Genomic DNA, 14,070 nt, shown 5'->3' with positions numbered 1-14,070 from the left:
CGCGACTACCGTGTGCGGCGCACGGGCTGGAGCGGGGCGCTGACCAGATCCGGCCCGGCTTCGCCCGGGGCCGGGTCGTCGGGGGCAACCAGGTCCTCCAGGGCGGCGATCTGGCGTTCCAGTCCGGCGAGGTTGTTGGTCTGGTCGATGGTGACCACGCCGTCCACGTTCATTCGCAGCGGTTCCGCGAGGAGCGTGGCGCGGCGTTCGGCCAAGACCTCGGCGGCGACGGTGCGGGCGCGGCCGAGCCGGGCGTAGCGCGTGGTGAGGTCCTGCTCGTTGGTGGCGGGGCCGAGCTGGGCGCGCAGCCAGGCCAGCAGGGCGGGGTTCATCGGGCTCCCGAGGTGGGCGTGACCCACCCGCCCCGCGCGCTGTTGGCGGGGCGGGTGAGAGGGCGAGGCTAGGCGTTGGTGCGGGTCGTCTTCGTACGGCGCTTCGGCGACGTCGTCTCCGGCTCCGGCTCCGGCTCCGGCTCCGGCTCCGGCTCCGGCTCCGGCTCCGGCTCCGGGGCAGTGTCAGGGCCGGTGAAGCCGAACGGCGGCGGCCCCTGCTCCGGCCCCGGCGAGCGGTCGGGCACCTCGCCGTCCTCCCAGGCGTACGGGTTGGTTATCTCCGCTGCGAGCGCGGGTTCGGGCTCGTCGCCGGGGGCGAGGACGATCCACTCCCTGGTGGTGGGGTGCTGGACGTGCACGGCGGCGGTGAGGCGGGCCATCAGATCACCTTCGCCACGATGTGGGCGTCGGGGGTGTGCAGCACGGGCATGCCGACGGCGGCGCCCTTAGTCCAGATCTGCACCGGGTCGTCCTGGACCCCGCGAGTGATGATGATGCCGGGCCGGTCCTCCTTGGTGATCTCCGGGTTCGTGCCGCGCGACAGGGCCAGGCCCTCGGCGGTCACACCGAAGATGGTCTGCCCCCACTTTGTGCGGTCCGGGGGCAGCATGATCCACCGGTCCTCAGGCAGCACCTTCGTCTGCACGCCGTCCACGCGGACCTGTCCCTTGTAGAAGGTGATCGGCGGCAGCCCGTAGTTGCCGCGCACCACGTTGATCTGCTGCGGGGTCAGCGAGGCCGTGGGCGTAGTCGAGGGGTTGACGCTGCCGTAGTAGGCGGCCCGGTAGGCGTTGTTCGCCGCGAGGAAGGAGAACGCCTTACGGCTGGTGAGCACCATGTCCGGGAAGGGGGCGCCCCGGTCGTCGAGGTACTGGATCCACGCCAGCTCGTCCTTGATCGGGTCCGAGGCCGGATCGGACCACAGCTTGGGGGCGGTGGGCAGGTTGCCCGCGGGCACACCCCAGTCGACCTCGACGGTCAGGCCGTTCTCCGCGCTCAGGGAGAACTTGCCGTCGACCAGCACGTCACCCCAGGCCAGCTCGATACGCGAGCGGATCGCCTCGACGTGCCGTTCGGTGTCGTCGTAGAGCAGCTCGATGAGCCGGTCCTCGTCCGCGCCGCGGGAGGTCTCCAGCAGGATCTGCTCCTGCTCGCCGACCAGGAGCTTCTGGCCGAGCGGGGGCAGCATGCCCTCGCGGGTGGTCTGCCACGCCTCGCGGGTCGCGAACGGCACGCTGGCGTCGAAGGCGCGGTACTTGGCGACGTTGACGTACCGGCCGTTGTCCTTGATCCGCCACTTCACCTCGTCCATCTCCAGTGACGGGATGATCCCGTTGTTCTGGGTGAGCAGGTGATCCTTCTGCGAGGGGATGGCCCGCGCGAAGGCCGTGAGGTCGTGTGCGGAGACGTTCTTGATCAGGTCCTGGATGGTCATGGGCTGCTCCTCACACGAACCGGATCTGCGGGCCGGTCACCGATGCGGTGACCTTGCTGGGGTCGATGCCGCCGGGCACCTTCGCCGCGGCGACCACGCCGTGCCACAGCAGCGCGGCGGGCACCTTCGTCGCGCCCGGGGCGAACAGCGTCTCGGCGAACACGAACCCGGCCAGCGCCTGGCGGCCGTCGGTCGCGGCCGGGTCGAACGCGCCGTACAGGCCCGAGGCGGTGATCTTGCCGACGGGCACTCCGGACAGGACGCGGCTGTAGGGCTGGGCGGTGTCCGTCGAGGCGACGTGGTGGGTTCCGGCGGTCAGCTTGGAGATGTCGAGCGTGACGGTCTCGGTGGAGTCGGTGCCGTGCAGCGACGCGAGCCAGGCCCGGTCAGCGGTGTACGACGTCGACGTGGTGATGGGCTGGAGTGTCACAGCCGTCCTCCCGTGGACGTGAAGCGAACGGAGTCCGCGCACTCACCGGTGGTGGTGGCGTCCACGGGAGGAATCAGGGCGTGGTCCCCTTCAGTCCGGCCTGCCCGCCGGTGGGTATGGGGGTCAGGTGGTGATGAAGCCGCGCCGCCGTGCCATCTCCAGGCCCGCCGTGCCCGACTTGGCCGGGACTCCGGTCCGCGGCGGCGGGCCGCCGGCGGGCGATCCGCCCGGTGCGGGCGGCGATGGCTCACGGACGCTGCCGAACAGCTCGGGCCGCCGCTCCTTCAGCTGCTCGGCGGCCGCGGCCACCGTCTCCTCGTCGGGGTCGGCCTGCTCGGCCAGGGCGCGGTTGATCAGGAGGGCGGCGTCGTCCAGGTCCTCGCCACTGGCACCGAGCCCGGCGAGCACCGCGCGCCGGGTTGCCGCCCGCTCCCTGGCGATCGCTTGCACCTCACGATCCTGGGCGGCCTTCAGCTTCTCCTCGACCTCATGCTCCCGGCGCTCAATGTCCGACAGGGCGGCACGGTCCGCGTCCCGCTTCTGCGTGACGAACTCGGACAAGGCATCGGAGTTCTCGAACCCGAGGTCGCCGAGCAGCTTCTTCACCGCGGCCCGGCCGCCCTGCGTCTTCTCGCGGGCCAGGAGTCGCGACAGGTCGTTTTGTGTGAACGTACCGCTACCTGCCGACGGGTCGTCGTCCCCGCTGGGCTTGTTGGAGTCGTCATCGGGCGCGGCACCGAGGATCGGGTAGATCGGCCGACCGTCACGGCGAAACCCCACCGGCGCAAGCGGGTGAGGAAGTGAGACGCGCTTCATGCAAGAACCATCCACAGATCTCCAGCGCCCCCACGCCGAGGATCAGTCTACCGACAGCGGCACGAGTCAAGTCATCAGCTCATGCACAGCAAGGCGGCTCCATGACCGAACCTACTCTTCGGCAACCAGCCTCGCATAGTAGTTCCGCATCTCGTAATCATCCTCTTGCCCGCAGGCGTCACAAATATCTTCCCCACGATTGTTCGGCTGGAACAGCCTGGGGCACCTCCCACATTCGACAAGGCCTTCAAACTCTTCACTGCAGTTGAAACACAGGTCGACAGGAGAACTCGGATCATATGCAGCGCAGACGTCACGAACGAGAGCTTCAGATTCGCAACCAGGGCAAACCCGAGGCGCGACAAACCCACCTTGCAGGGAAGCAACCTGGCCTGCAGCGTCTTCAAACCAATCGATCCCACAGAAATGACATCGGTTTGCATCTCCGTCAACGAGCAGCGCGAAGAGGCAACAGGTGGGGCACACAACAACCCTGGGCGAGTACTCATCGAGCTCGCTACGCAGCCGCTTCATCCGCTTCGCGACGAAAGACTTGACGTCAGCAAGGCCAGCGCGAATGTGATCCATGTATTGCCTGTCAATTCGGGCCAAATCAGCAGCATCGAAGGTTCCCAGTAACTGCTCGTCAAGGAACACTTTAAGGAAGTCCAGCACCGCTGCAGCTTGCGCCTCCGTTGCAGGGCCGCTAGCCGCCAACCCATAGTGCTGCAGCCCGTTGCGCGTCTTAGCTAGACCATGGAGCGCCTTGACATCTTTATCCTTCAGATGGATCCCCACGATATCCCGCAGGCGGTCTATCGCCTCAGACGTGCCACAGCTCTCGAAGTCGCCAGACTCGAACCTACTCCGCACTGCAACACCAGGATTCCTGAAGACCAGACTCCAGTGCTCTTGCTGAAGCCGCGCTTTAAGCAGAACCTCAACTGCGGCCTGGAGATGTAGAACCGCATACTTAAGGTCCCGTGCGCTGACCCTCTCCCCTGACTTTTTTACCAGGTGGCCGACCACACTGCGCAGGTAGTCGAGCCCACTCGATGGGAGGGAACCGCACATCGCTGCCAGGTTGCTCGACGTCAGAGCCGATCCATACCCCGTTCTGTGTCATGCCTCATGGTCGCCCCTCCCCTGCTCATCGGGAAGCGTTTTTCGAGCGTCGGGCATCTCAAGATCCGCTTCAGGAAGCCCGAGATACATACGGACCGCAGTGTTATCACCGGTGGCGTCGGCAAGGCGAGCAGCAGCGTCGAAGGCTCTGGCCTGGATGCGCTCGATCTCCTCCTGCGCGTCCTCGATGGGGTATCCGGCGTCCATGAGCATGCGCACGCCGGTCTCCACGGACAGGACTCCCGCGCCTACGCCCTTCACGACCTCGTCGAGGACAGCCGCGCGGTCGGTCGGGGTGTGCGGTCCCCACACCAGGCGCGCGAGCAGCGACTCCCCCGCGGGCCACCCTTCGGCCTGTCCGGCTTGGTGGAGGCGTTGCACCATGCGGAGCAGCACGACGTACTTGTGGTTGCGGGCCAGCCGCATGGCGGCGACGAGGGAGTCGAGTGGCCCGAGGGCGAGCTGGAGGGCGTATCCGGAGGGAAGGGCGGTGGGGTCGAGGGTGCCGAGGCCGGCGGCGGTGAGTCGGGAGTTCGCGGCGATGCGATCGAGCACGTGGTCGACGCGGGCGCGGAGCTCTGCGAGTTGGGCGGAGGTGTCGAGGACGTCCATGCGGCCGTTGTCGTTGAGCTGCCACACGGTTCCCGCGCGGACCTTCACTGGCAAGGGTTGGCCGGTGGTGCGGTCGATGGGGAGACGGGCTCCGGCGAGGCCGATGATCGGGGTGCCGGTAGTGGCGGAGGCGCCGGAGCTGTCGGTGTCGGTGGCGGACAGCTCGTCGAGGGCCTGGAGGACGGTGGCCACGGTGGGCTTGCCCCAGTGCTCGCCACTCGCGGGGATGCTGTTGGTGAGGTGGACGAGGGGGATGAAGTCGACCATGAGGTCGAGCCGGTCGAGCACTTCACCGTCGGAGCGCACCCGGTAGCGCGCCTTGTGCATGGGCAGGTCGTACAGCACGTCGGAGTGCTTGAGGTCGTCCAGGTCCCATTCGGCGTCAGTGAGGAAGCACGTCCACGCAGAGGGCCGGTTCGGCGCCCACTGGTAGGTGCGGGTGATCGTCCCGGTCTCGGGTGTGAGGGTGTCGCCCGCGATCAGGGCGGGTCCGCCGTCCTCGGCGGTCAGGTACTCGCGTACCGGGCTGCCGTCCTTCGTCGTACCGCGGCGGCTTGCCGGGGCGATGGGCGCCAGCTCGTAGGTGATCCGGCGCAGCCTCGCCTTCAGGCCGCGCCGCTCGTCTTCCGGCAGCTCCCACGCAAGGTGTACGCGGGCGGGGAACTCGGCTCCGTCGTGCTCGCCGTCTTCTGGCCACTCGGGGAAATACAGGCCCGGGTCCCAGGTGCGCAGCAGGACGCGCTGCTTGCCCGGGTCCCAGGCGAGGGAGTACACGGCGTCGCCGAGGAGGATCGCGGTGCGCTCGGCCTGCTGCCCCCGGAGCGGCAGCAGTTCCTTCTCCGCCCACTCACGGAGCCGGTCTTGCACGGCGAGCGCCGCGGCGGCCTCGGGGCTCGGTTCATCGTCGGCGTGCTCGGCCCCGGCAACGCTGATGGTCTGCTCGGAGCCAAGTAGGTAGCCGAGAGCAGTGTCAACAAGCTTGGAGGCGTCGCCGAGTTCACGGCGCTCCAGCCCAGTCTCGTCATCACCGGTGACGGCGGCGAGTTGCCCCGCCTGGTTGGAGTCATAGGCGGCCAGCATCCGGTACGCGGCGAGACGGCGCAGGTCCTCGTCAGGCACCCACGAGCCGGTCAGCTTCGCCCACTCGTTGCGGCGGCCGGCACGGCGCGGGTCAGCCATGGCTGGCTTGTAGTCCAGCCAGCTCCACACGTCGGTGATCAGGTCGCGCAGGCGCACGGTGCCCCTCCAGGCAGTCGGCCCCGCGCCGAGCCAACACTCTATGCCGTCGAGGCTGCCATCACAGACCAATGATAACGAGTAGATAACGAGACGAGTTCTCTTCAGAGTTAAAACGCACCAGTTCATACCGCTTTTCGAGCCCAAACCGTCCCCTTGAGCCTCTAAGTCACCCTGTCTTGTCAGGGTGACTGGGCTAGCCTTCAAACGGGAGGTGCGTGATGGCAACGGATGAGCTGGTTGTGGGGGAAGTCGTGACGCGGCGCGAGCTGCACAAGCGGTTCGGCGGCACTCCACAGGGCGGCATTTCACCATCTGCGAAGTCGCAGATGGTCATGGTGTTCGTCGCGGACAACCCAGGACCGCACGACCCTCTCACAGGGTGGGGAGAGGACGGCATCTTCCACTTCACGGGCGCTGGCATGTACGGCGACCAGGAGATGACGCGCGGCAACCTCGCGCTACTGCGCCATGTAGAGAATGGCCGCGCACTACACGTGTTCCACCAGCTCCCGAAGATCACTGAAGGTGTCAGTCTCAGGACGTATCGCCATCTGGGCCGGTTCGAAGTGGATCCCGAGCAGCCGTGCTACACAGCAGACGCCCTGGACGCGAGCGGAGACATGCGGGCAGTGATCGTCTTTCGGTTGCGGCCGGTCGGCGCCACGGCCGCGGGCGGGCCACGGCTACCAGCAACTCCAGCAGCGGAAACACGCGTCCTCAGGGCGCTCCCCGAACCGCACATTGAACCCATCCGCTTGCGCGCTCAGGAAAGCCCTCGCGCCCTCACAGCTCGTCTGACAGCGGACTACGCCAGCCATCTGCGCAGCCTCGGCCGCGAGCTCTCGGCTGTGCAAGTGCGGGTGAAGGGCGAAACCAGAACTTCCTATATCGATCTTCTGGACGTGACCGAGAACAGGCTGATCGAAGTGAAGAACAGCAGCACCCGTCAGTCCGTTCGGCTAGCGATCGGCCAGCTCATGGACTACCGCCGCTTCTTCAACCCGACCCCTGCCCTCGCGCTGCTCCTGCCGTCGGCGCCGAGGGAGGACCTGCTCGACCTGTGCGCGTCCCTGTGCATCGAGGTCGTTTGGCCAACCCCTGAAGGAGGCTTCGTATCGACTCATGACTGACGGCTGAGGCAACAGGCGCACGGGAATGCGCCGCCGCCTCAGCCGCCGCTTGGTTACCACAGGGGTCCTAGTCGCTGTGAGTAACCGTGCCCTTGCCCAGCAATGAACAGGAGCTTCTCCAGTATGTGCCAAAACAGTCCCAGGGCCGAAGTCGACAACGGACACGACCACACTGCCGCCCGCATCTACGGGCTCTCCCTCGTGGCTGGTGTCCTGCTGATCATCTTCGGAGACACGAGCCCGGTCGAGGCCTCGGGCTTCGTCTCCCCGTTCCTGGTCATGTTCGAGCAGCGCCGATAGCTCGACTGCGGCGGCCGTCCCACTGGGGGCGGCCGCCGTCTCGTCCACCGGTCTGATCATGGCGCGGAGGGGGTCGGCGCAACGCGTTCTGCTCATGGTGCGCCGCTCCCGGCTTCGGCCACGGCTTCGTCGTACCCGTTCGTCCCTGGTGCTGGGAAGGAGGAGCAGGCTGCGATGAAACCGGCCCGGTCGCCTCCCGTCTGCTTCCGCTCGCCGAGCTTGTCCCAGCGCGTGCTGCACTCGCGCTCACTGGGGCTCGCCTTGGACGGGGCCGCACCGCTGTTGATCTTCTGCTCCTGCATCGCCAGGCCCTCGCTGCGCCCCAGCCTGTACGTCTCGCGAACCCGCTCCAGGTGCCTGGCGCGATGCTGATCGTCCGTGGGCTTCTCGCTCTTGTCGGTGCAGCCGACGAGTGCTGTAGCCGTGATCGCGACGCAGCACAGAGCCTTGGCCCAACTCCCCCTGCTCCCCATGATCGGGAGGCTAACAGCCTGCGCCCGGGGCCGTTTCCTCATTGGGCCGTTTCCCGCGGTTGTCCGCAGGCAGCTCGATATCCACAACTGGCCATCGTGGACGGGGCTTCTCTCGTAGGGTGAGCGATAGGTCACCGAACTCACTTGCTCCCTCGGCGCAGTTCAGCAATTGGCACTCGCCGCCGAGGGGCGGTGCCCTGAGAGTGAGGAGAGTTCGGTGTCACGAGGAACGGGAAGGCATCGCCGCCCCGATCCGCCCGATGATGGGCGGAACGGTCGGCTGGCACTCACGGTGCTGATTCAGCTGTTGTTCTGGCTGATCGACCGCTAGCCAACCGACCGCTCCCCTGGAGGGGGCGCAGGACTTGGCCTTGCACGCGTGGTCCTGTGCACCATCTCGGCGGACTGCCGCTCATCGCGGCGGTCCGCCGTTCTCGTGCTGCGGCTCTAAGCGCAGCCGCCTTACCCAAAAGATTGGGTGTCTCCTAAGACCCTACGGCAGGGCACTGGTCTATGCGTGCCTTTGGAACAGGAAGACAACTACAAGTAGGACTGCAACTCCAATGCGTCGTATCAGGCTATCGACGCCCGTCGAAGCGTCCGTCGTCGACACCGCCCGGCAGTGTGTCGAGCTGGTCAGGGTCGGCCAGTTCGGTCAGCCGTGGACTGCGGCATCCATGCGGTCGGGGCTGTCCATACCCTCAACCCAGGTGACCATCTGGTCCTCCAGCTCGGTGTACTCACCGACGTGGTGGACGAGTTGCTGTTCGTAGAGCTGGGCGACGGGTGCGGCACGGAGGCGTTTGCCGACCTTGGCAGCGACCTCGAGGATCATGGGCATGAGCAGGCCCTTGGTGGCGCCTTCTCGGCGGAGCTGCTCCCATGCCTGGGTGACGATCTGGCGGGCCATGTCGCCGCCGTAGTTCTTCTCGACCACGATTGCGTCTGCCTTGAGTTCAAGGGCCAGGCGGCAGGCGGCAAGGCCCCAGTCGTTGGCGCCCATGGAACCGGATCGATCGGCCAGGAGGTAGAGGTGACGGTCGAAGTCGCGGCCCACGCCTATGACTCCGGTCTCGTCTCCGACGGTGGACTCCCCGCCGGCGGGGTCGACGGCGACGACGATGCGGGCCATGTCGAGGCCGGAGAACTGGACGGCGTTGATGCGGGCGGTGTCGATCCACTCGCGCTTCCACACGCCTCCCTCGGGCGGGCGGGGCTTCTGCATGTAGAGGGCGCCCCAGACGCGTTCGCCGACGCGCTTGCGGGTCTTGGCGTGGTGGGTGGCGTCGAAGCGGTCGGGCCACAGCGGTTCGCCGGGCTCCCGGCCGAGGGGGTCGTTGGGGCTGTCGGCGAGAGCAGGGAGGTCGATGACGCGCCAGGCGTCGCGTTCGGTGGCGAGGATGCGTCCGGCGAGGTCGTCTTCGTGCCAGCGGGTTTGGATGAGGCAGATGGCGCCGGTGGGTTCGAGTCGGGTCTGGAGGACGGAGGTCCACCAGTCCCAGGCGCGCTTGCGCATGGTGGGGCTGTCGGCGTCGGCCATGTCCTTGACGGGGTCGTCGACGATGGCGATGTGGGCGCCGCGGCCGGTGAGGCCGCCGCCGATGCCTGCGGCGAGGAGGCCGCCTTCGCCGCCGACGATGTCGAAGCGGTTGGCGGCCTGGCTGCCGGTCTTGAGCTGGATGCCGAGGTCGTCGCCCCAGGTGTAGATGGCGTCGCGGATCCACCGGCCGTGGTCGTCAGCGAGGTCGGCGGAGTAGCTGGCGATCATCATGCGGTGCCCGGGGTTGCGCCGCAGGTACCAGAGTGGTGCCCAGCGTGAGGCGCGGCGGCTCTTGCCGTGCCGTGGGGGCATGGTGAGCATGACGCGGTCGCAGCGCCCTTCGGCCATGTCGATGAAGGCCCGGTCGATCAAGTCCAGGTGGGGGGCCTGCATCTCCCGGCCGCCGGTGAGGACGGCGGCCAAGGCTCCTGGCGAGCGGTCCATGGCGAGTTGGCACTCGGCGCGGGCGAGGTCGGCCCGCAGCGTCTGGCTTGCGTGTCGTGCGATGGCGCGCCTGCGGGCTGCGGGCAGGGTCTTGTACCGGGCGACGACGCTCGCGTGATCGCGTGGGGTCATGCGGTGCCGGGGTCGGTGAGGTCGATCAACGCGTCGAGCTCGTCAGTGGTGACGTTCTCAACCTGAACCGGGCCGCCCTGGGGGCCGGAGACCTCGGTCTTGGTCGGCATGTCGAGGCCGAGGAGGCGTGCGCGGCGTTCCATGATGCGCAGCGTCCGGTCGACCGCGGCGAGGTCCTGGTCTCGGACGGCTCTCTTGTACGCGACGAAGAACAGGCGGTCGAGACGGTCGGCTTCGAGAGCGCGGAGTTCATCGACGTCGTCGTTCAGTTCAGCGCGCCGGTCGGCGAGTGCGGCGCGGACATCTCGGCAGGCGGCATGGATGAGGGCTTCGTCGGACGGCGCGTCCTGCTTCTTCCGGTACCGCTCGATGCCGTAGCCCTGCGGGTAGGCGATGCCGTCGGAGTTGGCGGCCGGGTCGGCGGCAAGCTTGCGGGCGATCGTCAGCCAGTCCACGCCCGCGAGGCGCAGGTCGATGGCGTCCGAGCGGCGGCGTGCGATGGCCGCACGCGCGGCTTTGTCGGGGCGTCCCACGGCGGGGTCCTCCACAGCTCGGGTGCGCCCCCGCGCCCGCCACCATGATCGCACCACTGTGAACCCGAAGCAGTCCTCAGCGAATCTCAAGAAGTTCCTGACAGCCTCCGAAGTGCGGACTAGCCTGCTTCTCGAAGACGGACTCGCTCTGATGGCGGGAATCATCGGAGCCTGAAATGAGTCCAGCGATGGCGTACCTCAACACCCCAGCGGATCCGGCGACCCGTGTGGATACAAGCGCCATGGCATGATCACCACGAACCTGCTCCACCACACTGTCAGCGGAGCTTATACCGCACCGTCTGAGTTTCAACCGCCGGCACGAAATTCAGTTCAGCCACTCGTTGTGGCCGGACTGATGTGCCTGCGCACAGTTCGGCCCCTGATTTAGAGGAAGCCGAACAGTGGACTCGACCATCATCCTTTGGGTCTTGGCCTGGGCCGGTGTCGCCTCCATCGCTCTTACTCAGCTCACTGGCTTGATTGAGCAGCTTCGCCGTCTGATCGTGTCATGGCGTGAGCTCCTTCGTGCAGCCCGCGGGGAAGACGAGGGTGAGTCAAGCGAGGAAGCACCGTCGCACCCCGAAGATGAAGCGGAGCCGGACGGCAATCGCCCTGCTCCGCCAACGTCACATCAGTGACATTTGCTCCCCGTCGCTGTCTCGCTTGCGTGCAACGGGTTCGTGCGGCGCGTCAGGCGCCGCACGGTGGGCACGGAGCCACCAGGCGAATTGGTAGTTGCGGCAGGTTCGATATCGGCTGGAGCGCCGGAGCGGCTCTTCCTCGGGGATGCTGTGCTCGCCCCATCCGGTGATGGGGCGAGCGTTGTTCAGCCGCACATGGAGGCCGGGGACGAGTGCGGGCCCGTCCCACTGTTCGCCGGGGGCGCCTTCGAAGGCCAGGTGGGCGTTCTTCGACCACTCCCATGGCTGGGGCAGGGCGCACAGGTACCAGGCGAGCGGGGCGTGCTGGGTGGGGAGTTCGAGAAGCTGATGTCGGCGGGCCGGGTTCACGCGCGGCCTGTCGGGCTGGCCGAAGCTGCGCAGGCAATGCTGATCGAGGGCCACGTGCCGTACGCCCGCTAGCCACATGATCTGGTAGCGGTCCCGTGATTCTATGTAGAGCTGTATTCGCGGTGACACACACTCCCCATTCCCCATCGATCAGCCGAGAGATTCATTCCTTTTCATTGTCAATTCTATCAAATTTGCCACCAATTCCAGATGCCTGTCATGCCGGAAGCCGTTCGGGTAGGGCATGTTGAATTCCTCATCCAGCGCCCTTTCATATTCCTCCCTGGGGAGCGTGACGGGCTGACGGCAGGTGGCCTTGAGGTTGGACCCACTGAGGTCGCTGACTTCGACTTCTTTGAAGTACCTGCGGAGCAGGGGCTCCAGTGTTTCTGGGGTGTGAAATCGAAGCTTTTGCCACTTTCCCTTGACGAAGTTCATTTCCACGTTGTCTCCGTCGAGGAAGCTCATCTTCGTGGTGGCGGTCGAGGATGTGACGCGCTTGGCCTGCTCGTCGCGGAGTTCGCGGGCGAGGTTGCGGGTGCCGAGGCATACGACTCCGTCGGCCGCGCATAGGGCGTTGACGGTGGTCATCACCCAGTGCTGGTAGTCGAGGGATGTGGTGGCGTTGATGACGGAGTCGAGGACGACGACGTCGAACAGGCCGTGGGTCTGGATGTCCTTGTCGATGTCGCGGATCATGCCGACGACGGCGCGGATGTCGACCGCGTACGAGCCAGCGCGGCAGCGGTAGGGCTCGTAGTCGTGGATGTTGAAGCCCTTGGCACGCAAGTGCTTGGCGTAGTCGCCGTATCCGGCGCCGAAGTCCACGACGCGGTGGCTGGGCTTGAGCCAGGGGGTGACGAGCTGGTCCCACGTCTCGGACCCGTAGGCGAGCTTTCCAGCCTTGGCCTTGGAGGAGAACTTCCGCAGCCGTTTGGGCTGGACGATGTGCTGGTTCCACACGGGCGCCTTGTTCTCGATGGCGGTCCAGTCGTAGACGCCGTACTCGCCGGAAAGGTCGGCGTGGAGTTGGGCGGCTTCGGAGGAGGGCACGGTCCAGGCGAGGACGTCGAAGCGGGAGAGAGAGGCGACGACGGCGTACTCGGCGTTGAGGACGACGCGGCCCTGGTCGTCGATGACGACGCTCCCCCACGGTCCGTGGCCGGCGGTCATGTGGGCGATGGCGTTGACGAAGGAGAGGTTTCGCTGTTCGGCGACGCGGATGGTCTGCCAGGGAATCCAGGACCAGGTGCCGAGCTGGCCGGGTTCGGCGTAGACGACGCTGGCTTCGGTCTCGACGCGGTTGTGCAGGAGGTTGAACTGGATTTCGTCCTGCAGCCGGACCTTGGTGCCGAGCATGACCGCGGGGGTGTGGGTGAGGCCGATGGCCTTGAGGCCTTTGGTGCGCTGGTGGCCTGCGACGAGGGTGCCGTCGGCGTTGAGGATGACCGGCTTGACGACGCCGTGGCGGCGGAGGGATGTCTGGAGCCGGGTGAAGGCGTTCTCGCTGAGGCGGCGCGGGTTGTAGTCGGCGGGGCGGAGCTGGTCGAGCGGGTAGGACTCGTGGAAGGTCGTGGTGGGGGCGCTCATGCGGGCTGGCCTTCCTCGTGGGCCTGCTGGAGGACGTGCCATCCGAAGCCGAGGTCGCTGTTCGTGGCGTCGACGAACTTGGTGTAGATCGCGTTGAGGGCTTCGACCTCTTCGGAGGTGATCCGGACGCGCTTGGACTCCCACTGGAGGTAGCCCCATTGGAGGTAGTCGACGGTCGCGGCGGCCCCAGTGCCCGCTCCGTCGCTGGTGAGTTCGAGGGTTTCGGGAAGAGAGGTGTCGTCGAGGAGCTGGTCGACGCTTTCGCGGTCGTAGCCGGTTCCGGCGAGGTCGGGGATCTCGGAGAGGACTTCGGCCAGGAGCTGGGTGTCGTATCCCGCGAGGTCGTTGGTGCGGTTGTCGACGATGACGATGCGTGCTGCTGCGTCGTCGTCGACGTCGATCCAGGTGACGGCGATCTGCTGCCAGCCGAGCTGCTGGGCGGCGGCGAAGGTGTGGTTGCCTGCCAGGATCTCGTTGGTGCGGCCGGTGCGGCTGCCCTTGTTGACGACGATCGGGCGGTACTGGCCGTTGATGGTCAGCGATTCGGTGATCGAGTCGATATCGCCGTTGCGCGGATTGCGGTGGTACGGCGTGAGGTCCGCGGTGGGGACGGCTAGCGGCTGGAGCTGTTCGGGGATGTTGGCGTGCGTCGCGGTCACGGGGAGTCCCTTGTGTAGGCCGTTCCCCGCGCCCTACGCCACGCCAACACTAGACGATCACCGGGGCGCCTCCGGAGTAGTTGAAGGCTTCGCGAGCTGGGTGGACGGGGGCTCCGCCGTTGGCTCCGGTGGCGCTGTCGTGTCTTGAGCGGTGTCCGTGCGTCCGGTGGACGACGCGTTGCGGTAGCGGCGCAATTCGGCTCGTATAGCGTCGAGTTGGTCATCGGTGATGGTGCTGGCCGTGAGTCGGTCGATGTCGACCGGCTC

Annotated in this window: 15 protein-coding genes; 2 read left to right on the top strand and 13 right to left on the bottom strand. The window is 66.9% G+C overall.

Features of this window, described 5'->3' with window-relative positions:
- Positions 1–5 precede the first annotated feature (5 nt).
- The 7 genes from QUY26_RS27235 to QUY26_RS27205 form a co-directional block, all read right to left on the bottom strand.
- On the bottom strand, positions 6–332 hold the full coding sequence (locus tag QUY26_RS27235) for a hypothetical protein (RefSeq protein WP_289951118.1): 327 nt from the start codon (positions 330–332) through the stop codon (positions 6–8).
- A gap of 68 nt (positions 333–400) precedes the next feature.
- Positions 401–712 (bottom strand): hypothetical protein, encoded by a 312-nt coding sequence (locus QUY26_RS27230; protein WP_289951116.1) that lies wholly within the window; start codon positions 710–712, stop codon positions 401–403.
- The gene (locus QUY26_RS27225) at positions 712–1,767 is read right to left on the bottom strand and encodes a major capsid protein (RefSeq protein WP_289951115.1); all 1,056 of its coding nucleotides are present in this window, start codon (positions 1,765–1,767) and stop codon (positions 712–714) included. Before QUY26_RS27225 ends, QUY26_RS27230 begins: the two co-directional genes overlap by 1 nt.
- A gap of 10 nt (positions 1,768–1,777) precedes the next feature.
- Positions 1,778–2,197, bottom strand: coding sequence for a head decoration protein (locus QUY26_RS27220; RefSeq protein WP_289951113.1), 420 nt, complete (start codon positions 2,195–2,197; stop codon positions 1,778–1,780).
- A 123-nt stretch (positions 2,198–2,320) separates the two neighbouring features.
- On the bottom strand, positions 2,321–2,977 hold the full coding sequence (locus QUY26_RS27215; RefSeq protein WP_289951111.1) for a hypothetical protein: 657 nt from the start codon (positions 2,975–2,977) through the stop codon (positions 2,321–2,323).
- 147 nt (positions 2,978–3,124) lie between these two features.
- Entirely contained in the window at positions 3,125–4,042 is a 918-nt protein-coding gene (locus QUY26_RS27210) for a hypothetical protein (RefSeq protein ID WP_289951110.1), read from the bottom strand.
- Between the two features lie 93 nt (positions 4,043–4,135).
- Complete coding sequence (locus QUY26_RS27205) at positions 4,136–5,986, bottom strand: hypothetical protein (RefSeq protein WP_289951108.1); 1,851 nt, start codon at positions 5,984–5,986, stop codon at positions 4,136–4,138.
- A 221-nt stretch (positions 5,987–6,207) separates the two neighbouring features.
- Between QUY26_RS27205 and QUY26_RS27200 the strand changes: the two genes are divergently transcribed.
- Both QUY26_RS27200 and QUY26_RS27195 read left to right on the top strand, forming a co-directional pair.
- On the top strand, positions 6,208–7,119 hold the full coding sequence (locus QUY26_RS27200) for a restriction endonuclease (RefSeq protein WP_289951107.1): 912 nt from the start codon (positions 6,208–6,210) through the stop codon (positions 7,117–7,119).
- A gap of 123 nt (positions 7,120–7,242) precedes the next feature.
- Complete coding sequence (locus tag QUY26_RS27195) at positions 7,243–7,419, top strand: hypothetical protein (protein ID WP_289951105.1); 177 nt, start codon at positions 7,243–7,245, stop codon at positions 7,417–7,419.
- Between the two features lie 92 nt (positions 7,420–7,511).
- On the opposite strand, the gene QUY26_RS27190 is transcribed toward QUY26_RS27195, so the two are convergent.
- From QUY26_RS27190 to QUY26_RS27165, 6 genes are all read right to left on the bottom strand, one after another.
- Complete coding sequence (locus QUY26_RS27190; protein WP_289951100.1) at positions 7,512–7,892, bottom strand: hypothetical protein; 381 nt, start codon at positions 7,890–7,892, stop codon at positions 7,512–7,514.
- A 655-nt stretch (positions 7,893–8,547) separates the two neighbouring features.
- Entirely contained in the window at positions 8,548–10,008 is a 1,461-nt protein-coding gene (locus tag QUY26_RS27185) for a terminase large subunit domain-containing protein (RefSeq protein WP_289951099.1), read from the bottom strand.
- Positions 10,005–10,541 (bottom strand): hypothetical protein, encoded by a 537-nt coding sequence (locus tag QUY26_RS27180; protein ID WP_289951098.1) that lies wholly within the window; start codon positions 10,539–10,541, stop codon positions 10,005–10,007. The genes QUY26_RS27185 and QUY26_RS27180 overlap by 4 nt, the downstream gene beginning before the upstream one ends.
- 629 nt (positions 10,542–11,170) lie before the next feature.
- Positions 11,171–11,608 carry a hypothetical protein gene (locus tag QUY26_RS27175; protein WP_289951097.1) on the bottom strand — a complete coding sequence of 146 codons (438 nt, stop codon included), beginning with the start codon at positions 11,606–11,608 and terminating at the stop codon, positions 11,171–11,173.
- 96 nt (positions 11,609–11,704) lie between these two features.
- Complete coding sequence (locus QUY26_RS27170) at positions 11,705–13,144, bottom strand: ParB N-terminal domain-containing protein (protein ID WP_289951096.1); 1,440 nt, start codon at positions 13,142–13,144, stop codon at positions 11,705–11,707.
- Positions 13,141–13,803 (bottom strand): ParB/RepB/Spo0J family partition protein, encoded by a 663-nt coding sequence (locus QUY26_RS27165; RefSeq protein WP_289951095.1) that lies wholly within the window; start codon positions 13,801–13,803, stop codon positions 13,141–13,143. The genes QUY26_RS27170 and QUY26_RS27165 overlap by 4 nt, the downstream gene beginning before the upstream one ends.
- Between the last annotated feature and the right edge of the window lie 267 nt (positions 13,804–14,070).

This window comes from Streptomyces flavofungini, from assembly GCF_030388665.1.
GTDB lineage: Bacteria > Actinomycetota > Actinomycetes > Streptomycetales > Streptomycetaceae > Streptomyces > Streptomyces flavofungini_A.
Note: the sequence above shows the minus strand (reverse complement) of the source record. Positions and strands in the feature narration are given on the sequence as shown.